Source organism: Sinomonas terricola (assembly GCF_034931225.1).
In the GTDB taxonomy this organism is placed as follows: Bacteria; Actinomycetota; Actinomycetes; order Actinomycetales; family Micrococcaceae; genus Sinomonas; species Sinomonas terricola.
In genome coordinates this window covers 37,027-62,706 of the sequence record NZ_JAYGGQ010000004.1, presented here as the reverse complement: position 1 = coordinate 62,706, position 25,680 = coordinate 37,027, and the positions used below count along the sequence as shown (strand labels likewise).

The window sequence follows — 25,680 nt, the reverse complement described above, 5'->3', positions numbered from 1 at the left end:
CGAATACATGTTCGATTCGATGTCAAGCACTCCCGGGGCCGGGCAAGAGCCGCCACGTCACGGTGACGCTCGCACTCACCTCGGCCTCCCCGGCTTCGACCGGCATCGGCTCGACGCTGCTCGCCAGCGCGGCGCGTGCGAGGGGAATCGGCCCACCGGGCGCCGGCGGCCCGCCGGCGCTGATCGAGATGACGTCGCCAAGGGTGCGCCCCGCCCGGGCGGCCAGGCGCGCGGCCGCCGCCCGCGCGTCGTCGAACGCTGCTTCCTGCGCGGCCGCCCGGGCTGACGAGGGATCGCTCACCTCGAGCGTGAGCCCGTTGACCCGCAGTGCGTCGCCGGCGGCGCGCACGACGGCGCCGAGCAGCTCGGGCGTCCGTGCGAGGTCGCGCGAGGTCACCGTCAGCGCAGCCCCAGCGGCGTAGCCGATGATCTTCTGCCCCGCGCCTTCCCGCCAGACCGTCTCGCTGCGCACCCACAGGCCGCCCGACGCGATATCCGATCGCGGGGTCCCGGCGCTGAGTGATGCGTCGACGGTCCGCTGGGCCGCGGCCGACGCCTCCTCGAAGGCCGCTGGCAGGCTTTGTGCGCGCGCCTCGACCCCCAATCGCACGACCGCGACGTCCGGGACCGCCCGGGCCGTCCCGGTTCCGGCGGTGGTGACGGTATCGCGCATCTTCCCCATGGTGGCCTCCTCGACGCTCCGCGGTGTGGCCACCGTATCCCCAGCCGCCCGATAGCTCTAGGCGCGAATGATCCGAGCGCGAGGGCGGGCGGGCCATCGCGGTCGGAGGGCAACGATAGACTGGGCGGGGAGCCGGGCCGGGCGATGCGCCGGGACTGGCTTCCTGCTGACCAACCCGCATGCGTAAGAACGGTCCATGACTGATACATTGCCCGGCGTCGCCGTCCCGGATCCCCTGGACGAGTCGGCCGTCACCGCCGCCGTCGACCGCGCCCTCGAGGAGATCTCGGGCGCGTCCACCCTGGACGAGCTCAAGGCCGTCCGCATCGCCCACACGGGGGAGAAGTCGCCCCTCGCGCTCGCCAACCGGGCCATCGGCTCGCTCGACAAGGCCTCCAAGGCGGCTGCGGGGAAGATCGTCGGCTCGGCGCGCGGGCGCGTGAACAAGGCCATCGCCGAGCGCAGCGAGGTTCTCGAGGCGGAGAACGACGCGCGGGTCCTCGCCGAGGAGACGGTCGACGTCACCGCCGCGCCGCGCCGTCGCCGACCGGGCGCGCGGCACCCGCTCTCGATGCTTCAGGACCGCGTGAGCGAGATCTTCGTCGGCATGGGCTGGGAGATCGCCGAGGGGCCAGAGGTCGAGTCCGAGTGGTTCAACTTCGACGCGCTCAACTTCAAGCCGGACCACCCCGCGCGCGAGATGCAGGACACGTTCTTCATCGAGCCCATCGAGCGGCACGTGCTCATGCGCACGCACACGTCGCCCGTCCAGGTGCGTTCGATGCTCGAGCGCGAGGTGCCGATCTACGTGCTGTGCCCGGGCAAGGTGTTCCGCACCGACGAGCTCGACGCGACGCACACGCCCGTGTTCCACCAGTTCGAGGGCCTCGCGATCGACAAGGGGCTGAGCATGGCTGATCTGCGCGGGACGCTCGAGCATTTCGCGCGGCAGATGTTCGGGGAGGACGCCCAGATCCGACTCCGCCCCAACTTCTTCCCTTTCACCGAGCCGAGCGCCGAGCTCGACATCTGGCACCCCGGCGCGAAGGGCGGCCCCCGCTGGATCGAGTGGGGCGGCTGCGGCATGGTCAACCCCAACGTGCTGCGCGCCGCGGGCATCGACCCCGAGGAGTACTCGGGCTTCGCGTTCGGCATGGGCATCGAGCGGACCCTCATGTTCCGCAACGACGTCGTGGACATGCGGGACATGATCGAAGGCGACGTCCGATTCAGCGAGCACTTCGGGATGGAGATCTAGGCACATGCGAATCCCCCTTTCGTGGCTGCGTGAATACACGCAGCTTCCGGCCACCGCGACCGCGGAGGACCTCATGGCCGATCTCGTCGCCGTCGGGCTCGAAGAGGAGGCCGTCCACCGGCCCGCGGACGGCATCAAGGGCCCGATCGTCGTCGGCCAGGTGCTGAGCCTCGTCAAGGAGCCGCAGTCCAACGGCAAGACGATCAACTGGTGCCAGGTCCGCGTGGTCCCCGAGGGCCAGGAGCAGACGCTCGCGGGCAAGGGCATCGACCCGTCCGGCGTGCAGGGCATTGTGTGCGGCGCGCACAACTTCGTCGAGGGAGACAAGGTCGTCGTGACGCTCCCGGGCGCGACCCTCCCTGGAGACTTCCACATCGCGGCCCGGAAGACCTACGGCCACGTCTCGGCCGGCATGATCGCCTCGGCCCGCGAGCTCGGGATCGGCGAGGATCACGACGGCATCATCGTGCTCTCGCGCCTGGGCCTCGACCCCGAGATCGGCACCGACGCGCTCGAGCTCCTCGGGCTGAACGACGAGGCCGCCGAGGTCAACGTCACGCCGGACCGCAGCTATTGCTTCTCGATCCGCGGCATCGCGCGCGAGTACGCCCAGGCCACAGGCACGGCATTCGAGGACCCGGCCACGCAGGTCAAGGCGCCCGAAAAGCTCGAAGAAGGCTTCGACGTCGTCCTCGACGACCGCGCGCCGGTCTACGGGGTGCCGGGCTGCGACCGCTTCGTGGCCCGCACGGTGCGCGGCATCGATCCGACGCGCCCCACGCCGCAGTGGATGGTCTCGCGCCTCCGCCTCGCGGGCGTCCGCTCGATCTCGCTTCCCGTCGACATCTCGAACTACGTCATGTTCGAGCTCGGCCAGCCCACGCACTGCTACGACCTCGACAAGCTCGAGGGCCCCATCACGGTGCGCCGCGCGGCCGACGGGGAGAAGATCGAGACCCTCGACGGCAAGATCCGTGAGCTCGACCCCGAGGACCTCCTCATCGCCGACGCGTCGGGGCCGATCGGCATCGCGGGCGTCATGGGCGGGGCCTCGACCGAGTGCTCCGCATCGACCGTCAACGTCCTCGTCGAGGCCGCCCACTTCGACACCGTGACGGTCGGCCGCTCGCGCCGCCGCCACAAGCTTCCGTCCGAGGCGTCCAAGCGCTTCGAGCGCGGTGTCGACTGGGAGGTCGCGGACGAGGCGGCCCAGCGCGTCGTGGACCTCCTCGTCGAGCTCGGCGGCGGCGTCGCCGACGAGGCCGGGACGGATGTCGGAACCGAGCCGCAGCCCGCCACGATCGTGCTTCCGCCGGCCTTCGCGTCCGAGCGCATTGGCATGGAGTTCTCCGAGGAACTCGTCGCGCGCACGCTCGGCGACCTCGGCGCCCAGGTTGAGCGCAACGGGTCCGACTTCGTCGTGACGCCGCCGAGCTGGCGCAACGACCTCGAGACGAAGGAAGACCTCTCCGAGGAGATCGCGCGGCTCGTCGGCTACGACAAGATCCCGTCGCGCCTCCCCGTCGCGCCCCCCGGCCGCGGGTTCACGCGCACCCAGCAGCAGCGGCGGCGGCTTGTGCAGGCGCTCGCGGACGCGGGCCTCACCGAGGTGCTCGCCTACCCGTTCGTGAGCAAGGCCGCGAACGAGACGTTCGGCGTCTCCGAGCCGGGCGCCCCGCGTCCGGCGGTCAAGCTCGCGAATCCGCTGAGCGAGGAGTTCGGCTGGCTGCGCACGTCCGTGCTTCCGGGCCTCATCGACGTCGCCAAGCGCAACCACTCGCGTGGCTTCCGCGACCTCGCGCTCTTCGAGGCGGGCCTCGTCTTCCTGCCCGAGGATGGGGAGCTCGGCACGCCGTCGATCCCACCGCTCGGGGCCCTTCCCTCCGACGACGTCCTCGATGCGCTCGACGCCGGCCTCCCGCGCCAGCCGCTCCACCTCGGCGCGATCATGACGGGGCACGACTCGCCCGCTGCGGCACAGCACACGCCGCGCGCGTGGGACTGGGCTGACGCGATCGACGTCGCGCGCCTCGCGGGCGACGTCCTCGGCGTCGACGTCGTCATCACCCAGGGCTCGCACCAGGCCTTCCACCCGGGCCGCACGGCGCAGATCTCGCTGCGCTCGGGGGAGGTCGTCGGCTACGCGGGCGAACTGCACCCCAAGGTCCTCGCCGCCCACGACCTGCCTGCCCGCTCCGTCGCCCTCGAGCTCGACGCGGACGCGCTCTTCGACGCGGCTCCCGACGTCATCGTCGCGAAGCACATCTCGACGTTCCCCGTTGCGACCCAGGACGTCGCACTCATCGTCGACGCCGCGATCCCCGCGGACGACGTCAAGGAGGCCTTGCGCGAAGGCGCGGGCGAGCTCCTCGAGGAGGTCCACCTCTTCGACGTCTACGTGGGCAAGGGCATCGAGGAGGGCAAGAAGTCGCTCGCGTTCGGCCTCCGCTTCCGCGCCGCGGACCGGACGCTCACCTCGGATGAGGCCTCGGAGGCACGCGCTGCGGCCGTCGCCCTCGCTGCCGAGCGGTTCGGGGCCGTGCAGCGCTGACGCGCGTGATCACCTGGGCATGATGCTCCGCGCGGTGCCACTTGGGCACAAAGGGTCTCCTCTTCCGGCCGGCAGGCCGACGGAAGGGGAGGCCCTTCGCGCGCGCGCCTTCGCGGACGCTCAGCGGGGCCACGAGTTCCTTGCCGGGCGGATCGCGCTGCGCGTTCTCGTCGGGGAGGCCCTCGGCGTCGGGCCGGGCCGTATCCTGCCGCTCTATCGGTGCCCCGCGTGCGGGGACGGCGAGCACGGATCGCCCGGATTCGCGCTCGCTGCGTCCGACGACGGCGACGCCGGCGATGCCCTGTCGACGCGCCTCCTGCTGGCCGCGAGCATGTCGCGCGCAGCGGGGTGGGCCCTCCTCGGGCTCGAGCGCAGCCGCGAGTGCTCCGCTCCGGCGCGCATCGGCGTCGACCTCGCACACGCCAGCGACTTCGGGACGATCCCGGACTCGGCCTTCTCGTCCCGCGAGTGTCTCCGCCTCACGGCGTCGCGCGACGCCCAGGCCGAGGCCGCGCGCCTCTGGGCCCGCAAGGAAGCCCTCCTCAAGGCCATGGGCACGGGGCTGCGCACGGACCCGGCCTCGGTCGAGACGCTCGGCGATCCGCGCGTCGTCGACCTCGACGCGCGCGCCCTGGGCCTTCCCGACGGCTTCTCGGCCGCAGCCGCGCGGCTCTGACGCGCTGGCCGGCTCGATGCGGCTTCTCGACGAGGCGCTATTTCGGCGCGGCGCTATTTCGGCGCGGCCGGGAGGGACCGTTCGTAGAGCCACGGGCGGAGGACGGCGGCGGCGCTGAACTTCCGCGCGCCCGCGCATACCCGGTCGAGGATCTCGATGAAGTCCGCCGTCGAGGCGAGCCTGTGCCGGTACTCCGACGCGAAGGCCCTGAGCGAGCGGAAGAAGCGATCGTCGCCCACGGCTCGCCGCACGGCGTGCAGTGCGAGGGCCCCGCGCTTGTAGACGCGGTCGTCGAACATGCAGGCGGGACCGGGTGAGCCGATCACGAGGTCCTGCGGCCTCGACGCGAGGAGCTTCCACGCCGCGGCGGCGCGTTCCCTGACCGACGCGACCCCGGCCTCCTCGCTCCAGAGCCATTCGGCGTAGCACGCGAAGCCCTCGTGCAGCCAGATGTCTTCCCAACGGCGCACGGTCACGGAGTTGCCGAACCACTGGTGGGCGAGCTCGTGGGCGAGGAGCCGTTGGGCGTCCCACGTGCGCTTGATGTGGTTTCGGCCCACGATCGAAAGGCTCTGGGCCTCGAGCGGGATCTCGAGTTCGTCCTCGGTGACCACGACCGTGTAGTCGCGGAACGGGTACGGTCCGAAGAGCTCTGAGAAGAGCTTGACCATCCGCACCTGGTCCCGGAGGCCCGCGCTAGCCTCGGCGCGCAGCTTGGGCGGCACGGTCGCGAGGACGCGGACCCGGCCCGAGCCCCGGTTCGGGAGGCGCCCGAGATCGAGCTCGCGGTACCGCCCGATGAGGACGGTCGCGAGGTAGGTGGACATCGGCTCGGACTGTTCGTAGACCCACGTTTCGCGGCTTGATCGCATGCGATGCGCGGTGAGGACTCCGTTTGAGACCACGCGGTAGCCGGCCTCAGCGGTCACGGTGATGCCGAAGGCCGCCTTCTGGCTCGGGTGGTCGTTGCACGGGAACCACGTCGGCGCGCCGACGGGCTGCCCCGCCACGAGGATCCCGTCATCGAGCTCTTCCCACCCGACCTCGCCCCACCGGCCATCGAGCGGGCGAGGGGAGCCCTCGTAGCGGATGTCGAGGTCGAAGCCGCGCCCCTTGGGAAGGGGGTTGCGCGGCGTGATGATGAGCTGGTCGCCCCGCTGCGTCCAGTGGCGTGGCTTGGCCCCGTCCAGGGAGATCTTCGACGCACGCAGGCCCACGAGGCTCAACGTCACGGCGTCGAGCCTCTCGCGTGCTTCGGCGTGGATGTGGGTCCGCCCGCTGAGGTGGTTGCTTGAGACCTTGACGTCGAGTTCGAGGTCGTACCGTTCCACTCGGTAGGCGGCCGTTCCGTGCCCGGGCGTGTAAGGGTCCAGAACGGGGGCCCCGTTCTTGGGGCTCACCGGGTGGGGGCCTTCGGCCCCGACCACGGGACCACGGGATTGCCGCGCCAGTACGTCCCTGCGGGAATGGCCTCGCCGCGCATCACGAGCGACGCCGGCCCCACAGTGGCGCCCGAGCCGATGGCCGCGCCGGGGAGGACGACGCCGTGCGGACCCATCGTCGCGCCGTCGCCGATCGCGACGCTTCCGAGGCTCATGATCCGATCGTGGAACAGATGGGTCTGGACGACGCAGCCGCGATTGACGGTCGAGCTCGGGCCGAGCTCGACGAGGTCCGCCTCGGGAAGCCAGTAGCTCTCGCACCACGCGCCGCGGCCGATCCGCGCCCCGAGCGCGCGCAGCCACCACACGAGCGCCGGCGTTCCCGCTGCCGCCCGGGCAAACCAGGGCGCGGCCACCATCTCGACGAAAGCGTCCACCACCTCGTTGCGCCACACGAACGAGCTCCACAGCGGGTGCTCTCCTTCGCGGATGCGGCCCACGAGGAGCCACTTCGCCGCGACGGCGGAACCGGCCGCGACGGCCCCTGCCGCAAGCATGACGGCGCCGCACACGAGCGCCGCGGGCACGTAGCCCCACAGTGCGGCGAGCCAGTCGAGCACGGCGAGGACGACGACGGCGATGGCCACCGTGAGCACGACCGGAACCGCACGGCACAGCTCCCAGAGGGCCCGCGCGACCTTGAGGCGCGACGGCGGGCTGAACGTCCGGGCGGTGTCCGATTCGAGCGAGGTCCGGCGGAGGCGCACGGGAGGGCTCCCGAGCCACGACGAGCCGGACTTGGCCTTCTTGGGGGTCGCCGAGAGGACCGCGACGAGGCCGTTCTTCGGGACCGAGCGGCCCGCCGCCGTCATACCCGAATTCCCGAGGAACGCACGCTTGCCGATCTTGGCCGGGGCGATCCGGAGCCATCCGCCGCCGAGCTCGTAGGAGGCGACCATCGTGTCGTCGGCGAGGAATGCGCCGTCGCCCACTGTGGTCATCTTGGGCACGAGCAGGACCGTGGAGGCCTCGACGTCCTTCCCCACGGTCGCGCCGAGGAGGCGAAGCCACGTGGGGGTGAAGAGGCTTGCGTAGAGGGGGAAGAGGAGGTCCCGGGCCATGTCGAGGACGCGCTCGGTGGCCCAGACCTGCCAGCCCATGCGGCTGCGGATCCGGTACGTGCCCTCGCGGAGCCCGAGCCCGAGCACGCGCGTGCAGGCCGCGACGAGGAGCAGGTTCGCCGCGAACCACGCCGCCGCGGCAAGGGGCAACGCCGCGAGGACGGACGGAAGCGCGTCGTGGAGGCTCGCATGACCCGCGGCCGCCCACACCAAGACTCCGGCGGCCGCGGCGCCCGCGGCATACGGAATGAGCGCAAGCATGGACGAGCCCGCTGCAAATGCCGCGATCCAGAGGCCTTCGCCGAGCCGTGACCGCCGCCCCGTCGTCTCGGGCCATTCGTGCTTGGCCTTGCCGATCCGCTCGGCGGGGGAGCCCGAGACCCGTAGGCCCGCCTTGACCCGCCCTGAGACGGCCGAGCCGGGCTCGACGACGGCGTTCGCGCCGATCTGCGCGCCCGGCAGCAGCGTGCTGCGCGAGCCGACCGTCGCGCCGGGGCCGATTCGGACGGGCCCGACGTACACGGAGTCGCCGTCGATCCACCACCCCGCCAAGTCCACTTCGGGCTCGACCGAGGCCCTCGTCCCGAGCTCGAGCATGCCGGTGACGGGCGGGACGGAGTGCAGCACGGCGTCGCGCCCGATCTTCGCGCCGAGCGCTCGTGCGTAGTACGGGACCCACGGCGCGCTCGCGAGGCTCACGGCCTGCGCGAGGTCCGCGATCTGCTCTGCGAGCCACAGCCTCAGGTGCACGCTTCCCGAGCGCGGATACACGCCGGGCGTGACGCCGCGAAGCAGCAGTCGGGCGGCGACGACCGAGATCGCCATGCGCCCGAGCGGGCTCACGAACACGAGCCACGAGGCCGCGACCCACCACCACGAGACGGTGGGCGCGGCCGAGAAGCCCGCGACGGTGCGGAGCACGTTGTTCGCGGCCATGAGGTACGTGAGCCACCGCATGCCCACGAGGATGAACAGGGGAACCCCCAACAGGGTTTGGGCGAGCTGGGTCCGCGCCGAGGCGGGCTTGACCGAGCGTTCGACGGCGGGAGGCCCCGAGGCGCGCGCGGTCCCCGTGATCGCCTCGACGAGTGCGCCGACCCGCGGGTGGGCGTAGACGTCCGCGACCGTGACGGTCGGGTAGCGGCGCCGCAGCGCCGAGACGAGCTGTGCGGCGGCGAGGGAGCCTCCGCCGTGCGCGAAGAAGTCCGCGTCGAGGTTCGCGGCCTGGGTGCCGAGCACCGCGGACCACTGCTCGACGACCCACGCGGCGTCCTCCGGCAGGTCGAGCGCCTCGCCCGGGGCCGAGTCGGCTCCGGGGAGCGGCCACGGGAGCGCGCCGCGGTCCACCTTCCCGCTCGTCTTGGTCGGGAGCGTGTCGACGACGACGAGCAGCGGCACGAGCGCAGCCGGGAGTGCGTGCGCAAGCCGCTCACGGCACGCCGCGAGGTCCGGCACGGCGCCGTCGGACGGCGCGAGGTACCCCACGAGCACCTGGTTCCCGGCCGCCGTCGTCCGCACGGCCGCCGCGGCGCCCGCGATGCCCGGGAGCGCCTGAAGGGCTGCGTCGACCTCGCCGAGCTCGATCCGGCGCCCGCCGAGCTTGACCTGTTCGTCGGCGCGCCCCTGGAACACGAGTCCCGCCGTCTCGTACGTCACGAGGTCCCCCGAGCGGTAGGCGCGTTCCCAGCCGAGGGACGGCATCGGAGCGTACTTCTCGGCGTCCTTCGCGGGGTCGAGGTATCGCGCGATCCCCACGCCGCCGATGATGAGCTCCCCGACGCCGCCCTCGGGCACCGGGATGCCTTCGGCGTCGACGATCGCGAGGTCCCAGCCGTCGAGGGGGAGGCCGATGCGTACGGGCCCGCCGTCGCCGAGCTGGGCCGCGCACGCGACGACGGTGGCCTCCGTGGGCCCGTACGTGTTCCATACCTCGCGGCCTTCGACCGCGAGCCGCTGCGCGAGCTCGGGCGGGCACGCCTCGCCGCCGAAGATGAGCAGCCGGACGTTCTCGAGGGCCTCGCCCGGCCAGAGCGCCGCGAGGGTCGGGACGGTCGAGACGACCGTGATCCCGCGCTGCACGAGCCACGGCCCGAGGTCCATGCCCGTGCGGACGAGGGCCCGCGGCGCGGGGACGAGGCACGCGCCGTGCCGCCACGCGAGCCACATCTCCTCGCACGAGGCGTCGAACGCGACCGAGAGGCCCGCGAGGACCCGGTCCTCGGGGCCAATCGGCTCGTTGCGGAGGAAGAGGCGCGACTCGGCGTCGACGAACGCTGCTGCCGAGCGGTGGTTCACGGCGACCCCCTTGGGCGTACCCGTCGAGCCGGACGTGAAGATGATCCAGCAGTCGTCCTCGGGCTGCGGCGGCCGAGGGCTCGGATGCGGGGCAGCCCGCTCCCGGCCGACGACGAGCGAGCCCCCGCCGCGCAGGATGCCGGCGACCTTGGCCTCGCTGAAGACGAGCTTCGCGCGCTCGTCGGGGTCGTCGGCGTCGACCGGCACATAGGCGCCGCCCACGAGCAGGATCGCGAGGATCGCGACGTACAGCTCGTTCGTCCCCGACGGGATGCGGACGCCGATCCGATCTCCCGCTCCGAGGCCCGCCGCGTGGAGCTTCCGCCCGGCCGCGCGCACCTCGCCGAGGAGCTCGGCGTAGCTCAGCACGCGCGCGCCGTCATCGAGCGCGGGCGACTCGGGGAACGCCTCGGCGGTCGCGACGAGGACGTCCACGAGCGTCCGCACCGGGGGTGTGCGCTCGACGGCGGGGAGCTGCGGACGATGCGGGTGCGCGGCCGGCTCGACGGGAATGGCCGCCTCGGCCGGCGCAGGTTGGGGATCGCTCACGGGATGAGGAGCACCTTGCCGGTCGTAGCGCGTCCCTCGAGGGCGCGATGCGCGTCCGCTGCGGAGGCGAGCGGATAGGTCGCGCCGATGCGGACCGAGAGGGTGCCTTCGAGCGCCGCCGCGAACACTTCGGACGAGCGCCAGAGCCGCTCCTGGGGATTCAAGAGATGGTGCTTGAGGGTCGGGCGCGTCAGGAAGAGCGAGCCGCCGGCGTTGAGGCGCTGCGGATCGACGGGCGGGACCGGTCCCGATGCAGCGCCGAACAGCACGAGCGAGCCCCGGATGCGCAGCGACGCAAGCGAGCCGTCAAACGTGTCGCGCCCCACGCCGTCGTACACGACGTCGACGCCCGCGCCCGAGGTGAGCTCGCGCGCCTGCCGGTCGAAGCCCGAGTAGCGGATCACGTGGTCGGCACCCGCGCTGGCCGCGAGCTCGGCCTTGGCGTCGGTTGAGACGGTCGTGATGACCTGCGCGCCCTTGGCCTTGAGCAGCTGGATGAGGAGCAGGCCCACGCCGCCCGCGCCCGCGTGGACGAGAGCCGTCTGGCCTGGCTGGACGTGGAAGCTCGAGTTGACGAGGTAGTGCGCCGTCATGCCCTGGAGCGGGAGGGCAGCCGCCGCGTCGAGGTCGAGGCCATCGGGGACGGGGAGGGCCTTGACAGCGTCCACCACCATGTACTCCGCGTACGCGGAGTACCCCTCGGCCGTCGCGACGCGGTCGCCCACGGCGAAGTTCTCCACGCCCTCGCCCAGCCCCTCGACGGTCCCGGCGGCCTCGTCGCCTGGGGTGAAGGGGAACGGAACGTTGTAGATGCCCTGGCGCTGGTAGGTCTCGATGAAGTTGACGCCGGTCGCGGCGACCTTGATGAGGAGCTGGCCCGGTCCCGGCTGCGGCTTCTCGACGGCTGTGGACACGAGGACTTCGGGCCCTCCCGGGGCGGCGGCGACGATGGCGTTGATCATGGGTTCGCTCCTCTTGCTGGCGCTGCTTCGTAGAGTCGTCCTTGTGTTCTCGTCCGTGCCCCATCCTAGGAGGCGGCGCGCCAGAATCCTCAATGCATAAATATTGATAGTTCTGCATAACTTTGCCTATAGTGGCCGGGTGACTATTACCGCAGCAGTGTCCGGGGCCAGCGGCTACGCCGGGGGAGAGGTCCTCCGGCTGCTCGCCAACCATCCCGAGATCGAGATCGGCGCGATCACCGCGCACAGCAGCGCGGGCGCCCGCCTCGGCGAGCTCCAGCCTCACCTCCTGTCGCTCGCCGACCGTGTGATCGTCGAGACGACGGCGGAGAACCTCGCGGGCCACGACGTCGTGTTCCTTGCGCTTCCGCACGGAGCGTCCGCCGAGGTCGCCGCCCAGCTTCCCGCGGACACGCTCGTGATTGACGCCGGCGCGGACCACCGCCTCGAGGACCCCGAGGCGTGGTTCAAGTTCTACCGCTCGGAGCACGCCGGAACGTGGCCGTACGGCCTGCCTGAGCTGCCCCTTGCCGGGGGCGCGAGGCAACGCGAGAAGCTCCGCGGCGCCCGCCGCATCGCGGTGCCCGGGTGCTACCCGACGTCGGCGCTGCTCGCGCTCGTCCCGGGCTTCGCGGCAGGCCACCTCGAGCCCGAGGACGTCGTGATCGTCTCGGCCTCGGGCACGTCAGGCGCTGGCAAGTCGGCCAAGCCGCATCTGCTCGGCTCCGAGGTCATGGGATCCATGAGCCCGTACGGCGTGGGCGGCGGCCACCGGCATACGCCCGAGATCGAGCAGGGCCTCTCGAACGCCGCGGGGGAGTCCGTGCGGATCTCGTTCACGCCGACGCTCGCGCCCATGAGCCGCGGAATTCTCACGACGGCGACCGCGCGGGTCAAGCCCGGCGTCGACGGTGCCGCGCTGCGCGCAGCGTGGGAGGAGGCCTACCGGGACGAGGCCTTCGTCCACGTGCTTCCCGAGGGCCAGTGGCCCGCCACGCAGATGGTCCTCGGCTCGAACAACGCGGCGATGCAGCTCGCATTCGACGAGCACGTCGGGCGTGTGATCGTGAGCTCCGCGATCGACAATCTGACCAAGGGCACCGCGGGCGGCGCGGTGCAGTCCATGAATATCGCGCTGGGGCTCCCTGAGGGCGCCGGCCTCGCACAGCTGGGAGTTGCCCCGTGACCGTCACCGCACCCAAGGGCTTCCGGGCCGCCGGCGTCACCGCCGGCCTCAAGGCGTCGGGCAAGCCCGATGTCGCGCTCGTCGTCAACGACGGGCCGGACAAGAGCGCTGCCGCCGTCTTCACGTCGAACCGCGTGGCCGCCGCGCCGGTCCACTGGTCGCGCCAGGCCATCTCCGACGGCCGGGCCGACGCCGTGATCCTCAACTCGGGCGGCGCGAACGCGTGCACTGGCGCCCAGGGCTTCCAGAACGCGCACACGACCGCGGAGAAGGCCGCGGACATCCTCGGGATCTCGGCGGGCGACGTCGTCGTGTGCTCGACGGGGCTCATCGGCGAGCAGCTCCCCATGGACAAGATCCTTGCGGGCGTCGAGGCGGCCTCCGCAGGGCTTGCGGCCGACGGCGGGCATGACGCCGCCGTCGCCATCATGACGACGGACACGGTGCCGAAGGAGTCCGTGTTCACCGGCACAGACTCGGAGGGCACCGAGTACACGATCGGCGGGATTGCGAAGGGCGCGGGCATGCTCGCGCCGGGGCTCGCGACCATGCTCGTCGTGCTCACAACCGACGCCGTGACGAACCCCGAGATGCTCGACGTTGCCCTTCGCGACGCCGTGCGGGTGACGTTCAATCGCGCGGACTCGGACGGCTGCATGTCGACCAACGACACGGTCGTCCTGCTCTCCTCCGGCGCATCGGGCGCGGTGCCCGGCGAGGTCGATTTCACTGCGGGCCTCACGCAGGTCTGCGCCGAGCTCGCGCGCAAGCTCATCGGGGACGCCGAAGGCGCAAGCCACGACATCGCGATCCGCGCGTTCAACGCGGCGTCGGAGAGCGACGCCGAGGTGGTTGCGCGCGCCGTCGCCCGGTCCAACCTCTTCAAGACCGCGATCTTCGGCAAGGACCCCAACTGGGGCCGCGTCCTCTCCGCCGTCGGCACGACCGACGCCGTGTTCGAGCCCGACGCGCTGAGCGTCACGATCAACGGCGTCGAGGTCTGCCGGAAGGGCGGCATCGGCGAGGACCGCTCGCTCGTGGACCTCGGGCCGCGGGAGGTGCTCGTCGAGATCGACCTCCAGGCGGGGGACGCCGAGGCGACGATCCTCACGAACGACCTCACGCACGACTACGTGCACGAGAACAGCGCGTACTCGAGCTGAGGACCCCATGACCCAGGCTGAGACGGCTCCCCACAACCTCCGCCTCGCGATGGACAAGGCGGCGACCCTCATCGAGGCGCTTCCGTGGATCCAGAAGTTCGCGGGCAGCACGATGGTCGTCAAGTACGGCGGCAACGCGATGGTCAACGACGAGCTCCGCCGCGCGTTCGCCCAGGACATCGTGTTCCTCCACCATGCGGGCATCCACCCCGTCGTCGTGCACGGCGGCGGCCCCCAGATCAACGCGATGCTCAAGCGCGTCGGGATCGAGAGCGAGTTCAAGGGCGGACTGCGCGTCACGACGCCCGAGGCCATGGACGTCGTCCGCATGGTCCTCACGGGCCAAGTCGGGCGCGAGCTCGTGGGCCTCATCAATTCGCACGGCCCGTACGCGGTCGGGCTCTCGGGCGAGGACGCGGGTTTGCTCCGCGCCGTGCGCACTGGCGCGGTCGTCGACGGCGAGGAAGTCGATCTCGGCCTCGTCGGCGAGGTCGTCGGCGTCGACCCGGCCGCGGTGCACGACATCCTCGAGGCCGGCCGCATCCCCGTCATCTCGACCGTCGCGCCCGAAGTCGCCCTCGAGAAGGGCGACGACGGCGTCGAGCGCTATGTGCCCACCGGCCAGGTGCTCAACGTCAACGCGGACACCGCGGCCGCCGCCGTCGCCGTCGCCCTCAAGGCCTCGCGCCTCGTGGTGCTCACCGACGTCGAGGGGCTCTACCGCGACTGGCCCGACAAGGATTCGCTCGTCTCGCAGATCGCGGCGTCCGAGCTGCGGGACATGCTCCCAACCCTCGAATCAGGGATGATCCCCAAGATGGGCGCATGCCTCAAGGCCGTCTCGGAGGGCGTGGACCGCGCGGCGATCGTCGACGGGCGCAGTCCCCACACGATGCTGCTCGAGATCTTCACCGACGCTGGCGTGGGCACACAGGTCGTGCCCGACGCAGAAGGAGCACTATGAGCACCCCCAACACCCCCGAGACCCGTCCTGTCTCCGAGCTCGTCGGCACGTCCACGGGTGAGTCGTGGCTCGCCCGCTACTCGAACTCCCTCATGGGCGTGTTCGGAACACCCCAGCGCGTGCTCGTGCGAGGGCAGGGCTGCCACGTGTGGGACGCGGACGGCAAGCAATACCTCGACCTTCTCGGCGGGATCGCCGTCAACGCGCTCGGCCACGCGCACCCGTTCGTCACGAGCGTCATCTCGTCGCAGCTCGCGACCCTCGGCCACGTCTCGAACTTCTTCACGAGCCCGACGCAGGTCGCGCTCGCGGAGAAACTCCTCGAGCTCGCGCACGCCCCGGCCGGCTCGAAGGTGTTCTTCGCGAACTCGGGCACGGAGGCAAACGAGGCCGCATTCAAGCTGGCTCGGAGGAACAGCGTGCGCGGCGACGGCACCCGGCGCACGAAGATCGTCGCGCTCGAGGGGGCGTTCCACGGGCGCACGATGGGCGCGCTCGCGCTCACCGCGAAGAAGGCGTACCGCGAGCCGTTCGCACCGCTGCCCGCCGGCGTCGTCCACATCCCGTTCGGCGACCTCGACGCCCTCCGCGCCGAAGTCGACGACACGACGCAGGCGCTCTTCCTCGAGCCCATCCAGGGCGAGGCGGGCGTCGTCCCCCTTCCCGACGGCTATCTCGCCGAGGCGAGGCGCATCACGCGCGACGCCGGCGCCCTCCTCATCGTCGACGAGGTCCAGACGGGCGTCGGCCGCACAGGCGAGTGGTTCGCCATCGGCGATTCGGGCGTCGTGCCGGATGCGATTTCTCTCGCCAAGGGCCTCGGCGGCGGCTTCCCCATCGGAGCGCTCATCACGTTCGGCCCCGAGAACAGCGCGCTGCTCTCGGCGGGCCAGCACGGCACGACGTTCGGCGGCAACCCGGTCGCGACCGCGGCCGCGCTCGCGACGCTGCACGCGATCGAGAGCCAGGGCGTGCTCGCGAACGTGCGGGCGGTCGGCGAGCACGTGCGCTCGGCCCTCGCGAAGCTCCCCGAGGTCGCGGAGGTGCGCGGCCGCGGCCTCCTGATCGGCTTCGACCTCGCGGGCCCCGGCGGGGACACGGCGGCGGTGCCCGACGGCGCGAACCTGGCCGCCGCCGTCGTCGAAGCCGGCCTCGAGGCGGGCTTCATCGTCAACGCCCCCGGCCCGCGCACCATCCGCCTCGCGCCGCCGCTCATCCTCACCGCCGACCAGGCGGACACCTTCATCGCGGCGCTTCCGCAGCTCGTCTCCCGGGCTGCCGCAGCGCTCAACTCCCAGCAGGAGGATTCATGACCGTCCGGCACTTCCTCAAGGACACCGATCTCACCCCGGCAGAGCAGGCCGAGGTCCTCGACCTCGCGGTCCGGCTCAAGGCCGCGCCCTACTCAGTGCAGCCCCTCGCGGCTGAAGGGTCGGCGCGCAAGACCGTCGCCGTCATCTTCGACAAGACGTCGACCCGCACGCGCGTCTCGTTCTCGGCGGGCATCTCGGATCTGGGCGGGGCGCCGCTCATCATCAACCCCGGCGAGGCCCAGATCGGGCACAAGGAGTCCGTCGAGGACACCGCGAAGGTGCTCGAGCGCATGGTCGCCGCGATCGTGTGGCGCACGGGGGCGCATCAGGGGCTCGTCGACATGGCGGCCAATTCCCGCGTGCCCGTCGTCAACGCGCTCTGCGACGACTACCACCCGTGCCAGCTCCTCGCTGACCTCCTGACGGTTCGCGAGCACAAGGGCCAGCTCGCGGGCCTTTCGCTCGCCTACCTCGGCGACGCCGCGAACAACATGGCCAACTCCTACCTCCTCGCGGGCGTCACCGCGGGCATGCACGTGCGCATCGCCGGTCCCGAGGGCTACCTTCCAGCGGTGAGCATCGTGGCGGAGGCCGAGAAGGTCGCGGCGGAGACCGGCGGGTCTGTGCTCATCACGGTCGATCCCGTGGCGGCCCTCGAAGGGGCGGACGTCGTCGCCACCGACACGTGGGTCTCGATGGGGCAGGAGTCCGAGAAGGAGGCGCGCCTCACGCTGTTCCGCGCCTACAGCGTCGACGCGGAGGCGATGGCGAAGGCCGCGCCCGACGCGGTGTTCCTCCACTGCCTCCCGGCCTACCGCGGGTACGAGGTCTCGGCGGATGTCATCGACGGCCCGCAGTCGATCGTGTGGGACGAGGCCGAGAACCGCCTGCACGCGCAGAAGGCCCTGCTCGCCTGGCTCCTGCACCGCTCCGGCCAGGCCACGGTGGACGGGCTGGGCTGAGTTCCGTGAGCGTCGCTTCCGGTCCCGCGCCGCAGACGAAGGCCGCCCGCCAGGCGCGCATCCGTGCGCTGCTCACGGGGCAGTCCGTGCGCTCGCAGGCGGAGCTCGCGGCGCTGCTCGCGGACGACGGCGTGCAGGTCACCCAGGCGACGCTCTCGCGCGACCTCGTCGAGATCGGCGCCGTCCGCGTGCGCGGTACGGATGGCGGGCTCGTCTACGCGGTGCGTGGCGAGGGCGGCGACCGGAGCCCCCGTTCGGCCCTCGACCAAGAGGTGCTCGACGCCCGGCTCGCGAGGCTGTGCGCCGAGCTCCTCGTGAGCGCGGAGGCCAGCGCGAACCTCGTCGTCCTCCGCACACCGCCTGGCGCCGCGAACTTCCTCGCGCTCGCCGTCGACCACTCGGTGATCCCCTCGATCCTCGGCACGATCGCGGGCGACGATACGGTCATGATCGTGACGCGCGACCCGCTCGGCGGCGAGGCCGTCGCGGCGCGTTTCCTCGAGCTCGCGTCCCAGGGCGCGTGAGAGGCTGGGACGTCGAGCGCGCTGCAGGGGCAGTGTGCGAAACGCCTGCATAGTTATGTAGACTTCTGAATAACAATTCGCTTGGCCTCCGCGCTTGGCACACCTGCAAGGGAGAACACCGTGAAGGATCGCATCATCCTCGCCTACTCGGGCGGGCTCGACACCTCCGTCGCGATCGGCTGGATCGCCGACGCCACCGGCGCCGAGGTCGTCGCCGTGGCCGTCGACGTCGGGCAGGGCGGCGAGGACCTCGAGACGGTGCGCCAGCGCGCCCTCGGCTGCGGCGCCGTCGAGGCGTACGTCGCCGACGCGCGCGACGAGTTCGCGAACGAGTACTGCATGCCGACCCTCAAGGCCAACGGCCTCTACCAGGGCCACTACCCGCTCGTCTCCGCGATCTCCCGCCCCGTGATCGTCAAGCACCTCGTCAAGGCCGCGCGCGAATTCGGCGCGACGACCGTCGCGCACGGCTGCACGGGCAAGGGCAACGACCAGGTCCGCTTCGAGGTCGGCATCCAGACGCTCGGCCCCGACCTCAAGTGCATCGCCCCCGTCCGCGACCTCGCGCTCACGCGCGACAAGGCCATCGCATACGCCGAGGAGAAGCACCTCCCGATCGTCACGACGAAGAAGAACCCCTACTCGATCGACCAGAACGTGTGGGGTCGCGCGATCGAGACGGGCTACCTCGAGGACATCTGGAACGCCCCGACGAAGGACATCTACGACTACACGCAGAGCCCCGAGTTCCCCCCGGCGCCCGACGAGGTCACGATCACCTTCAAGCAGGGCGTTCCGACGGCGCTCGACGGCGTCGAGCTCACCCCGCTGCAGGTCATCCAGGAGCTCAACCGCCGGGCCGGTGCGCAGGGAGTGGGCCGCATCGACGTCGTCGAGGACCGGCTCGTCGGGATCAAGAGCCGCGAGATCTACGAGGCCCCGGGCGCCATGGCGCTCATCACGGCCCACAAGCACCTTGAGGACGTCACGATCGAGCGCGAGCATGCACGCTTCAAGGCGACCGTGGGCCAGCGCTGGTCCGAGCTCGTGTACGACGGGCAGTGGTTCTCGCCGCTCAAGCGCGCGCTCGACGGCTTCATCGAGGACAGCCAGCAGTACGTCTCGGGCGAGATCCGCATGACCCTCCACGCCGGCACCGCCGTCGTGACCGGCCGCCGCTCCGACACGTCCCTGTACGACTTCAGCCTCGCGACCTACGACACGGGCGACACGTTCGACCAGTCGAGCGCGAAGGGCTTCATCGACATCTGGGGCATGGCGTCCAAGGTCGCCTCGGGCCGCGACCAGCGGGTCGCGGGAGAGTAGCGCCGGTGACTCAGGGGACCAACGAGGGCGCCTTGTGGGGCGGGCGCTTTGCCGGCGGGCCTGCCGACGCGCTGGCCGCGCTCAGCAAGTCCACCCACTTCGACTGGCGGCTCGCACGCTATGACATCGCCGGCTCGCGGGCGCACGCGCGCGTGCTGCACCGCGCGGGCCTGCTCGACGACGCCGAGCTGTCGGGCATGCTCGACGCCCTCGAACGCCTCGACGCCGACGTCGCCTCGGGCGCGTACGTCCCGGCCGAGTCGGACGAGGACGTGCACGGTTCGCTCGAGCGCGGCCTCATCGAGCGCGCGGGCGCCCATCTCGGCGGCAAGCTCCGCGCGGGCCGCTCGCGCAACGACCAGGTCGCGACGCTCGGCCGCATGTTCCTGCGCGACCATGCGAAGCTTGTCGCTCGTGGCGTCCTCGACACGGTCGACGCCCTCGTGGCCCAGGCCGAGGCTCACCCCGAGGCGGCCATGCCGGGGCGGACGCATCTCCAGCACGCGCAGCCGGTCCTCTTGAGCCACCACCTGCTCGCCCACGCGTGGGCGCTCCTGCGAGACGTCCAGCGTCTCGCGGACTGGGACAGGCGTGCGGCCGTCTCCCCGTACGGTTCGGGCGCGCTCGCGGGCTCGTCGCTCGGCCTCGACCCCGAGGCCGTCGCGGCGGACCTCGGCTTCGACTCGGCCGTGCACAACTCGATCGACGGCACGGCGTCCCGCGACGTCTTCGCCGAATTCGCGTGGGTCGCCGCAATGATCGGCGTCGACCTCTCGCGGATCAGCGAGGAGGTCATCCTGTGGGCCACGAAGGAGTTCTCCTTCGTCACGCTCGACGACGCGTTCTCGACCGGGTCGTCGATCATGCCCCAGAAGAAGAACCCGGACGTCGCCGAGCTCGCCCGCGGCAAGGCGGGCCGCCTCATCGGCGACCTCACCGGTCTGCTCGCGACGCTCAAGGGACTGCCGCTCGCGTACAACCGCGACCTGCAGGAGGACAAGGAGCCGGTCTTCGACGCGGCGGATACCCTCGAGCTCCTGCTCCCGGCAGTGTCCGGCATGATCGCGACGCTCGTGTTCAACACGGAGCGCATGGCCTCGCTCGCGCCGCAGGGCTTCGCCCTCGCGACCGATATCGCCGAGTGGCTCGTCCGCGAGGGCGTGCCGTTCCGGGAGGCGCACGAGCTCTCCGGCGCCGCCGTGCGCCAGGCCGAAAGCCGCGGCGTCGAGCTCTGGGACCTCACGGACGAGGAGTACGCGGCCATCAGCCCCGCGCTCACTCCCGAGGTGCGCTCGGTCCTCAGCACGGAAGGCTCGCTCGCGAGCCGGAGCGCCCAAGGCGGCACCGCGCCGTCGGCCGTCGCACGCCAGCTCGAGGCACTCAAGGCACAGCTCGCGGACGCGCGGAGCTTCGCGGGCTGACGCCTCATCGTTGGGGGCGGCGACTGACTACCCTGATGGCATGGGAACTGAAGCCGCCCTCAGCGAAGACCGCCTCCTCGGCGAGATCCATGTCGCGGCGGAGGGCGCCCGGGCCGAGCTCGAGCGCCTTGCCGACGACTCCGTGCGCCACCCGTCCGAGCTTCCGGGCTGGACGCGCGGGCACGTCCTGGCCCATCTCGAGGGCATCGCCGCCGCCCTCGCGCGGCAGGTCGAGTACGCGACGCGCGGCGAGACAGCCGAGCTGTACGACGGCGGCCAGCCCGCCCGCGACCAGGCGATCGAGGAGGGCTCGGGGGCCACGGCCGACGAGTATCGCGAGCTGGTCGGGTCGGCGCTCGATCGCGTGCTCGCCGATCTCGATTCGCTTGAGCCCGAACAGTGGAACCTACCGGTGCGCTTCCGCAACGGGACCGTGCGGGACGTCGCCCTCGCGCTGTGGCGCGAGCTTGTGATCCACCGCAGCGACCTTGGGACGGGCTGCACCCAGCAGGAATGGGGCGAGGAATTCTGCCGCCACCTCGTCGACTTCCTCGATCCGCGCGTTCCCTCGTCGAGCACGTTCGTGCTGCACACGCGGTCGGGGGAGATCCGCCTCGGCACCGGGAGCCGCGTCGTACTGCTCGAAGGCCGGCTCGAGGACGTCGCCGCCTGGCTGGCGGGGCGGCCTGTGGGCCACGGCTCGGTACGGGCCGAGCTCGACGGCGCCGCGATATCGCTTCCCGAGATCGGACCCTGGCCGTCGGCCTTCGCGTTCAGCTGATCGGCCGTCCCGACCATGGACGAGACTGAGCTGATCCACTGGCTCCTGCGGGATCCGGTCGCGGTCGCCCCCGAGCTCTTGGGCGCGGTGCTCACGCATACGACGGCGGAGGGCAGCGTGGGCGTCCGTCTCACCGAGGTCGAGGCCTACCGCGGCCACCGCGATTCTGAGCATGCCGATCCCGGCTCGCACTCGTACAACGGGCGCACGCCACGCAATGAGGTCATGTGGGGGCCGCCCGGTCATCTCTATGTGTACTTCACGTATGGCAAGGACTTCTAGCTAGTGCATACTTTGGAGGTGGACTTCTTCAACCGCAGTGCCCTGGATGTGGCACCCGATCTGCTCGGTGCCGTCTTGCTGTGCGAAGGGGCGGCGGGCGCAGTCGCTGTCCGCCTCACAGAAGTAGAAGCCTACCTGGGGGAAGCTGACCCGGCATCGCACGCCTACAGGGGACTCACGTCCAGGAACTGGCCCATGTTCGGCCCGCCGGGGCATCTCTATGTTTACCTCTCCCACGGAGTGCATCGGTGTCTCAACCTCGTGTGTGGGCCCGACGGCACGGCTTCGGGAGTCCTCCTGCGATCGGGCCGCGTGATCGACGGCGTCGAGCTCGCACGGAGCCGTCGGCCCACGGCGAAGGCCGACAGCGGTCTGGCAAGCGGACCGGGAAACCTGGGCCGCGTGATCGGCATCGGAATCGAGCACAGCGGGGCTGCGCTCGCAGAGCATCGCGCGGGCCTCTCGGTCTCGATCATTCTGCCGAGGGAGCGACAAGCGTCGATCATGTCGGGGCCGCGCGTGGGGGTGTCCGGCGAGGGCGGGACTTCGGCCTATCCGTGGAGGTTCTGGGTCCGGGACGAGCCGACGGTGTCGCGGTATCGGGCGGACGCGGGCCGGAAGGCGGTGGCGTCATGAGCGCGCGGGCGGCAATCTACTTGCGCATCAGCCTCGACCGCACGGGCGAAGGGCTCGCCGTCGAGCGGCAGCGGGAAGCGTGCATGCAGATCATTCGGCAGCGAGGGTGGGCTGTCGCCGGCGAGTACGTGGACAACTCGGTCTCGGCATCTGATGCGCGCAAGTCGCGGCCGGCGTACGACAGGCTGGTGGCCGCATGGGAGCGCGGGGAGTACGACGCGCTCGTGTGCTGGGATCTGGACCGCCTGACGCGCCAGCCTCGCCAGCTCGAGGACTGGATCGACCGTGCCACAGAGCGCGGCCTGCGGCTCGTCACGGCGAACGGTGAGGCGGATCTCGGCACGGACGGCGGCCGCATGTACGCCAGGATCAAGGCGTCGGTCGCCCGAGGCGAGGTCGAGCGCAAGAGCGCACGGCAGAAGGCCGCGCACGCTCAGCGCGCCGCGGCCGGAAAGCCTTGGACGACGAGAAGGCCGTTCGGATTCGAGGCTGACGGCATGACGCACCGGCCCGAGGAGGCCTCCGTCGTTCGGGGCATGTACGACGACATCCTTGCTGGCACCTCGCAGAACGCGATCGCGGCCGGCCTGAACTCGAGCGGGGTCCGCACATCGCTCGGCAACGAGTGGACCCAGGGAACGGTCCGTGCACTCCTGCGGAATCCCCGCAACGCAGGCATTCGAGCGCGCAACGGCGAAGTCATCGGCAAAGCAGCATGGGACCCCATCGTGTCCGAGGCTGTGTGGCGCTTGGCCCTGGCCGCTACCACCGGCAGCTCCAAGGGCGGAGGAGCCCGCAAGCACCTCCTCATCGGTGCGGCCGAGTGCGGCGTATGCGATCAACCCATCCGAACCGCCTACACCGCGCGCGGCGTCAGGCTGTACTCGTGCCCTGACGGGCACGTCGGCCGCAAAGCCGAATCCGTCGAAGACCACGTCGCGGCGGTGATCGTGGGGCTGCTCACCCGCGAGGAAGGGATAGCGCAGCTCCTCGACGGCGGACGGACCGAGGCGGCGGCTGCGGCCGCCGCCGAAGCCGACACGATCCGCCGTCGGCTCGACCAGGTCGCCGAGGACTACGCCGAAGGCCTGCTGAGCAGGAGCCAGCTCCTGAAGGCCTCAGAGCGCCTCAGACAGCTCCTCGCGGAGACCGAGGCAAGGATGTCCGCCCTGGCATCCAGAGGCGCTCTGGCACCGATCTTGACAGCCGAAGATCCCGCTGCCGCATGGCTCCTCGCGGGCACAGATCGACAGCGGGCGCTGATCCGGGCGCTCCTCGAGGTCAAGATCCACCCAACCGGCAGAGGCTCGCGATATGACTACACGACGACCAGCATCACCCTCAGGGACGACGGCCGCGACGTCGCCTCCGAACGCTAGACTCAGCCGGGTGCAGTCAGTCGCTAAGGCATTGACCGAGATCTTCTCGCCAGCCGTGCTCTCAGCCTCGTTCCTCATCGTCCTGGGAATCATCGCCGGATCATGGTGGGCAGGGCTGGTAGCCGCGTTCTTCGGCGCTATCGGACCCTTCGTTGGAATCTATGTCGCAGCGCGCGCCGGCAAGGTCTCAGGTCACCACGTGCGCGACCGTGCCCAACGCCTTCCGATCCTCATTGCCTCGCTGGCCTCCGCCCTGATTGGGCTCGTGATCCTGATCGCCATCCACGCCCCCGAGCTCGTGATCGCCGGTCTCCTGACCGTTTCCTTGGGGATGATCGTTGTCGGCGTCGTCAACGCCTTCTGGAAGCTCTCGATACACATCGCTGTAGTTGCCGTCGTCACGCTTGCCCTAGCGGTCCGCGTGTCCCCATGGTGGGCATTCTCGCTGGCACTGATACCGGCAGTTGCATGGTCGCGTATCCGGCTCGGGGATCACACGGCCGCCCAGACGTGGGCCGGCGCGCTTGCAGGAGCCGTCGTTGTCGCGCCGTTCCTGCTCTGGGCTTAGGAGTCTGCGAGTTCCTCGGCGGGACTGCCGATGGGGCCGACGAGCCGCAGGACCGGTCGGATGCCGTCTGGTTCCGACTTGTGGGCGGGGAACCACTTCCGGTTGGCTAGCCACATCACGGTGAGTGCGATGCCGATGAGGCCGAGGCTGAAGAAGGCCGTGAGCAGCTGAATGAGGCTGAGGCTCGGGGCAGCCATGCACGCGGTGTAGAGGATGGGCTGGACCGCAACGCCGGCGAGCCCCGCGAGCATGAGCCACGACGCGGCCTTGTTGGCGCCGCTCTCGTCGCCCCAGGTGACGTCGCTGAACACGGGCCCCAGAAGGCACACTGCGACATAGGCGGGGAAGAGGTACCCGAGGGACGAGTAGATTACGAGGGTCTCCTGGGGTCGGAGGCCGGCCAGGCCAGCGGCGGACCCCAGAGTGTCGCTGAGCACGAAGAAGACCGTCATGAGGCCACCGATAACTCCGAACGCGATCCATCCGGCCGGGCCGCGGATGGCCTTTTCGGCGAGCGGCGAGTCGTAAGCCTCGGCGATGCGCCTGCCGATGACGAGGCACGCGCCGAAGTTGAGGAAGCGGAGCATCAGGTTGGTCACGTTCTGCCCGCCGAAGAGTCCATCAATCGGGAGGTAGAACGTTGGGAGCGAAAGGGCGATCGCTCCGGAGACCATGAGGAAATAGATGAAGATCGAGCGGTTGACGCCGCGGATCGCATCGGGGAGTCGGGTGAGCGTCGCGAGCACGTACAGGGCGAGCATTGACCACTGCGCCACGATTCCAGCGGTCATCCGAGCATTCTCCGCTTCCGCTCGGCGTGGGCCTTGCGCCTATTAGGGTCGGCGGCATCGAGCTCCGCCTGGGCGCGCCGGAAGATCTCGTCGGGGTCGATGCCAAGCCCGGCGCAGATCGCGTAAAGGTCTTCGACGTCAGCGACGCGCGTTCCTGCGAGGGTCTTCTGCAACGTTGAGAGCGGGAGGCCGGTCTCGACCGAGAACCGTCGCATCGACACGTTCTTGCGTGCGAGTTCGGCTCTCAGCTCCGCGGCGACCGCTCGGCCAAATGTCCCGACTTCTCGGCTATTCGTTCCCATGTGGAGCAATGTAGCACAAAATGGAAACATGCAAGCGCCTGTTTGACCCGTCCCCAAGTGGAGGCTAATGTCTTCCATATGGAGACACCATCAACCCCCACTCAGGCCGTTGCGGCCGTCGTGCGGGAGGCGCTCGCGCGGCGGAAGATCACCGACACGGCTCTCTCCGAAGCAACAGGAATTCCGAGCGCAACCCTCTCCCGCCGTCTCAGCGGCGGCAAGAAGGCGTTCGACGTCGACGAGCTGTACGCGATCGCAGAGTTCCTCGAGGCGTCGCCGGCCGACCTTCTCGCCCGGGCGACTGCCTTACTCCCATCCCAGCCGTCGCCAGTCATCACTCGCGTCGCCTGACAGCCGCGCCCATCGCACCCGATGAGAACTGAAGACCCGAGGACCCAGACAGTCGAGTTCAGGGCACGCCTCGAGCGCCTGGTTGCCGCTTCCCAAGGGGATCACGTGCAAGAGACCGTGGCGTCGATGCCACGGCTGACGCGAGAGCAGATGGATCGCGTCATCAGCCTCCTCTCTCCGGTCCGACACCCCCAAGCGAGCGCGGCATAAGAACTCCCGGCGCGGCCCGTGCAGCTTCCCCCCAAGCCGCGGTCC

At 70.8% G+C, this 25,680-nt stretch carries 23 protein-coding genes; 17 read left to right on the top strand and 6 right to left on the bottom strand.

Annotation, left to right across the window (positions count from 1 at the left end; genetic code table 11):
- Positions 1 to 22: 22 nt before the first annotated feature.
- Positions 23 to 682, bottom strand: a complete 660-nt coding sequence (locus tag SPF06_RS07290) for an SIMPL domain-containing protein (protein ID WP_323278364.1) — start codon at positions 680 to 682, stop codon at positions 23 to 25.
- Positions 683 to 878: 196 nt separating this feature from the next.
- Here SPF06_RS07290 and pheS point away from each other — a divergent pair, with 196 nt between their 5' ends.
- The 3 genes from pheS to SPF06_RS07275 are packed head-to-tail and all read left to right on the top strand — an operon-like array spanning position 879 to position 5,167.
- Positions 879 to 1,940, top strand: coding sequence for a phenylalanine--tRNA ligase subunit alpha (gene pheS / locus SPF06_RS07285; protein ID WP_323278363.1), 1,062 nt, complete (start codon positions 879 to 881; stop codon positions 1,938 to 1,940).
- A gap of 4 nt (positions 1,941 to 1,944) precedes the next feature.
- Positions 1,945 to 4,491: a phenylalanine--tRNA ligase subunit beta gene (gene pheT, locus SPF06_RS07280; RefSeq protein ID WP_323278362.1), complete on the top strand. Its 2,547-nt coding sequence runs from the start codon at positions 1,945 to 1,947 to the stop codon at positions 4,489 to 4,491.
- Between the two features lie 19 nt (positions 4,492 to 4,510).
- Positions 4,511 to 5,167 (top strand): 4'-phosphopantetheinyl transferase family protein, encoded by a 657-nt coding sequence (locus tag SPF06_RS07275; RefSeq protein ID WP_323278361.1) that lies wholly within the window; start codon positions 4,511 to 4,513, stop codon positions 5,165 to 5,167.
- Positions 5,168 to 5,220: 53 nt separating this feature from the next.
- Here the strand turns inward: SPF06_RS07275 and SPF06_RS07270 are convergent, their stop codons facing one another.
- From SPF06_RS07270 to SPF06_RS07260, 3 genes are read right to left on the bottom strand one after another with little or no spacing between them, the layout of a single operon-like run.
- Positions 5,221 to 6,567 (bottom strand): M1 family metallopeptidase, encoded by a 1,347-nt coding sequence (locus tag SPF06_RS07270; RefSeq protein WP_323278360.1) that lies wholly within the window; start codon positions 6,565 to 6,567, stop codon positions 5,221 to 5,223.
- Positions 6,564 to 10,514: a Pls/PosA family non-ribosomal peptide synthetase gene (locus SPF06_RS07265; RefSeq protein ID WP_428985726.1), complete on the bottom strand. Its 3,951-nt coding sequence runs from the start codon at positions 10,512 to 10,514 to the stop codon at positions 6,564 to 6,566. The genes SPF06_RS07270 and SPF06_RS07265 overlap by 4 nt, the downstream gene beginning before the upstream one ends.
- Complete coding sequence (locus tag SPF06_RS07260; protein WP_323278359.1) at positions 10,511 to 11,476, bottom strand: quinone oxidoreductase family protein; 966 nt, start codon at positions 11,474 to 11,476, stop codon at positions 10,511 to 10,513. Before SPF06_RS07260 ends, SPF06_RS07265 begins: the two co-directional genes overlap by 4 nt.
- A gap of 139 nt (positions 11,477 to 11,615) precedes the next feature.
- On the opposite strand from SPF06_RS07260, the gene argC reads away from it, so the two are divergent.
- The 13 genes from argC (at position 11,616) to SPF06_RS07195 (ending at position 23,981) form a co-directional block, all read left to right on the top strand.
- Positions 11,616 to 12,662 carry an N-acetyl-gamma-glutamyl-phosphate reductase gene (gene argC, locus SPF06_RS07255; RefSeq protein ID WP_323278358.1) on the top strand — a complete coding sequence of 349 codons (1,047 nt, stop codon included), beginning with the start codon at positions 11,616 to 11,618 and terminating at the stop codon, positions 12,660 to 12,662.
- The gene (gene argJ / locus SPF06_RS07250) at positions 12,659 to 13,825 is read left to right on the top strand and encodes a bifunctional glutamate N-acetyltransferase/amino-acid acetyltransferase ArgJ (protein WP_323278357.1); all 1,167 of its coding nucleotides are present in this window, start codon (positions 12,659 to 12,661) and stop codon (positions 13,823 to 13,825) included. Before argC ends, argJ begins: the two co-directional genes overlap by 4 nt.
- Before the next feature lie 7 nt (positions 13,826 to 13,832).
- Positions 13,833 to 14,789 carry an acetylglutamate kinase gene (gene argB / locus SPF06_RS07245; RefSeq protein WP_323278356.1) on the top strand — a complete coding sequence of 319 codons (957 nt, stop codon included), beginning with the start codon at positions 13,833 to 13,835 and terminating at the stop codon, positions 14,787 to 14,789.
- Positions 14,786 to 16,102, top strand: coding sequence for an acetylornithine transaminase (locus SPF06_RS07240; protein ID WP_323278355.1), 1,317 nt, complete (start codon positions 14,786 to 14,788; stop codon positions 16,100 to 16,102). Before argB ends, SPF06_RS07240 begins: the two co-directional genes overlap by 4 nt.
- Positions 16,099 to 17,064, top strand: coding sequence for an ornithine carbamoyltransferase (gene argF / locus SPF06_RS07235; RefSeq protein ID WP_323278354.1), 966 nt, complete (start codon positions 16,099 to 16,101; stop codon positions 17,062 to 17,064). The genes SPF06_RS07240 and argF overlap by 4 nt, the downstream gene beginning before the upstream one ends.
- A gap of 5 nt (positions 17,065 to 17,069) precedes the next feature.
- Positions 17,070 to 17,588, top strand: coding sequence for an arginine repressor (locus SPF06_RS07230; protein ID WP_428985725.1), 519 nt, complete (start codon positions 17,070 to 17,072; stop codon positions 17,586 to 17,588).
- Positions 17,589 to 17,708: 120 nt separating this feature from the next.
- Positions 17,709 to 18,914 carry an argininosuccinate synthase gene (locus tag SPF06_RS07225; protein WP_323278353.1) on the top strand — a complete coding sequence of 402 codons (1,206 nt, stop codon included), beginning with the start codon at positions 17,709 to 17,711 and terminating at the stop codon, positions 18,912 to 18,914.
- Between the two features lie 5 nt (positions 18,915 to 18,919).
- On the top strand, positions 18,920 to 20,335 hold the full coding sequence (argH, locus tag SPF06_RS07220; RefSeq protein WP_323278352.1) for an argininosuccinate lyase: 1,416 nt from the start codon (positions 18,920 to 18,922) through the stop codon (positions 20,333 to 20,335).
- A 40-nt stretch (positions 20,336 to 20,375) separates the two neighbouring features.
- Positions 20,376 to 21,116 carry a maleylpyruvate isomerase family mycothiol-dependent enzyme gene (locus SPF06_RS07215; RefSeq protein ID WP_323278351.1) on the top strand — a complete coding sequence of 247 codons (741 nt, stop codon included), beginning with the start codon at positions 20,376 to 20,378 and terminating at the stop codon, positions 21,114 to 21,116.
- 15 nt (positions 21,117 to 21,131) lie between these two features.
- On the top strand, positions 21,132 to 21,398 hold the full coding sequence (locus SPF06_RS07210; RefSeq protein ID WP_428985724.1) for a DNA-3-methyladenine glycosylase: 267 nt from the start codon (positions 21,132 to 21,134) through the stop codon (positions 21,396 to 21,398).
- A 3-nt stretch (positions 21,399 to 21,401) separates the two neighbouring features.
- Positions 21,402 to 22,034 (top strand): DNA-3-methyladenine glycosylase, encoded by a 633-nt coding sequence (locus SPF06_RS07205; RefSeq protein ID WP_323278350.1) that lies wholly within the window; start codon positions 21,402 to 21,404, stop codon positions 22,032 to 22,034.
- Positions 22,031 to 23,413, top strand: coding sequence for a recombinase family protein (locus SPF06_RS07200; protein WP_323278349.1), 1,383 nt, complete (start codon positions 22,031 to 22,033; stop codon positions 23,411 to 23,413). The genes SPF06_RS07205 and SPF06_RS07200 overlap by 4 nt, the downstream gene beginning before the upstream one ends.
- 10 nt (positions 23,414 to 23,423) lie before the next feature.
- Positions 23,424 to 23,981: a phosphatidic acid phosphatase gene (locus tag SPF06_RS07195; RefSeq protein ID WP_323278348.1), complete on the top strand. Its 558-nt coding sequence runs from the start codon at positions 23,424 to 23,426 to the stop codon at positions 23,979 to 23,981.
- Here SPF06_RS07195 and SPF06_RS07190 read toward each other — a convergent pair.
- Entirely contained in the window at positions 23,978 to 24,772 is a 795-nt protein-coding gene (locus SPF06_RS07190) for a hypothetical protein (RefSeq protein WP_323278347.1), read from the bottom strand. The two genes, SPF06_RS07195 and SPF06_RS07190, sit on opposite strands and share 4 nt — an antisense overlap.
- Entirely contained in the window at positions 24,769 to 25,074 is a 306-nt protein-coding gene (locus SPF06_RS07185) for a helix-turn-helix domain-containing protein (RefSeq protein WP_323278346.1), read from the bottom strand. The genes SPF06_RS07190 and SPF06_RS07185 overlap by 4 nt, the downstream gene beginning before the upstream one ends.
- Positions 25,075 to 25,152: 78 nt before the next feature.
- On the opposite strand from SPF06_RS07185, the gene SPF06_RS07180 reads away from it, so the two are divergent.
- Positions 25,153 to 25,425, top strand: a complete 273-nt coding sequence (locus SPF06_RS07180; protein ID WP_323278345.1) for a helix-turn-helix domain-containing protein — start codon at positions 25,153 to 25,155, stop codon at positions 25,423 to 25,425.
- Positions 25,426 to 25,680: the final 255 nt, after the last annotated feature.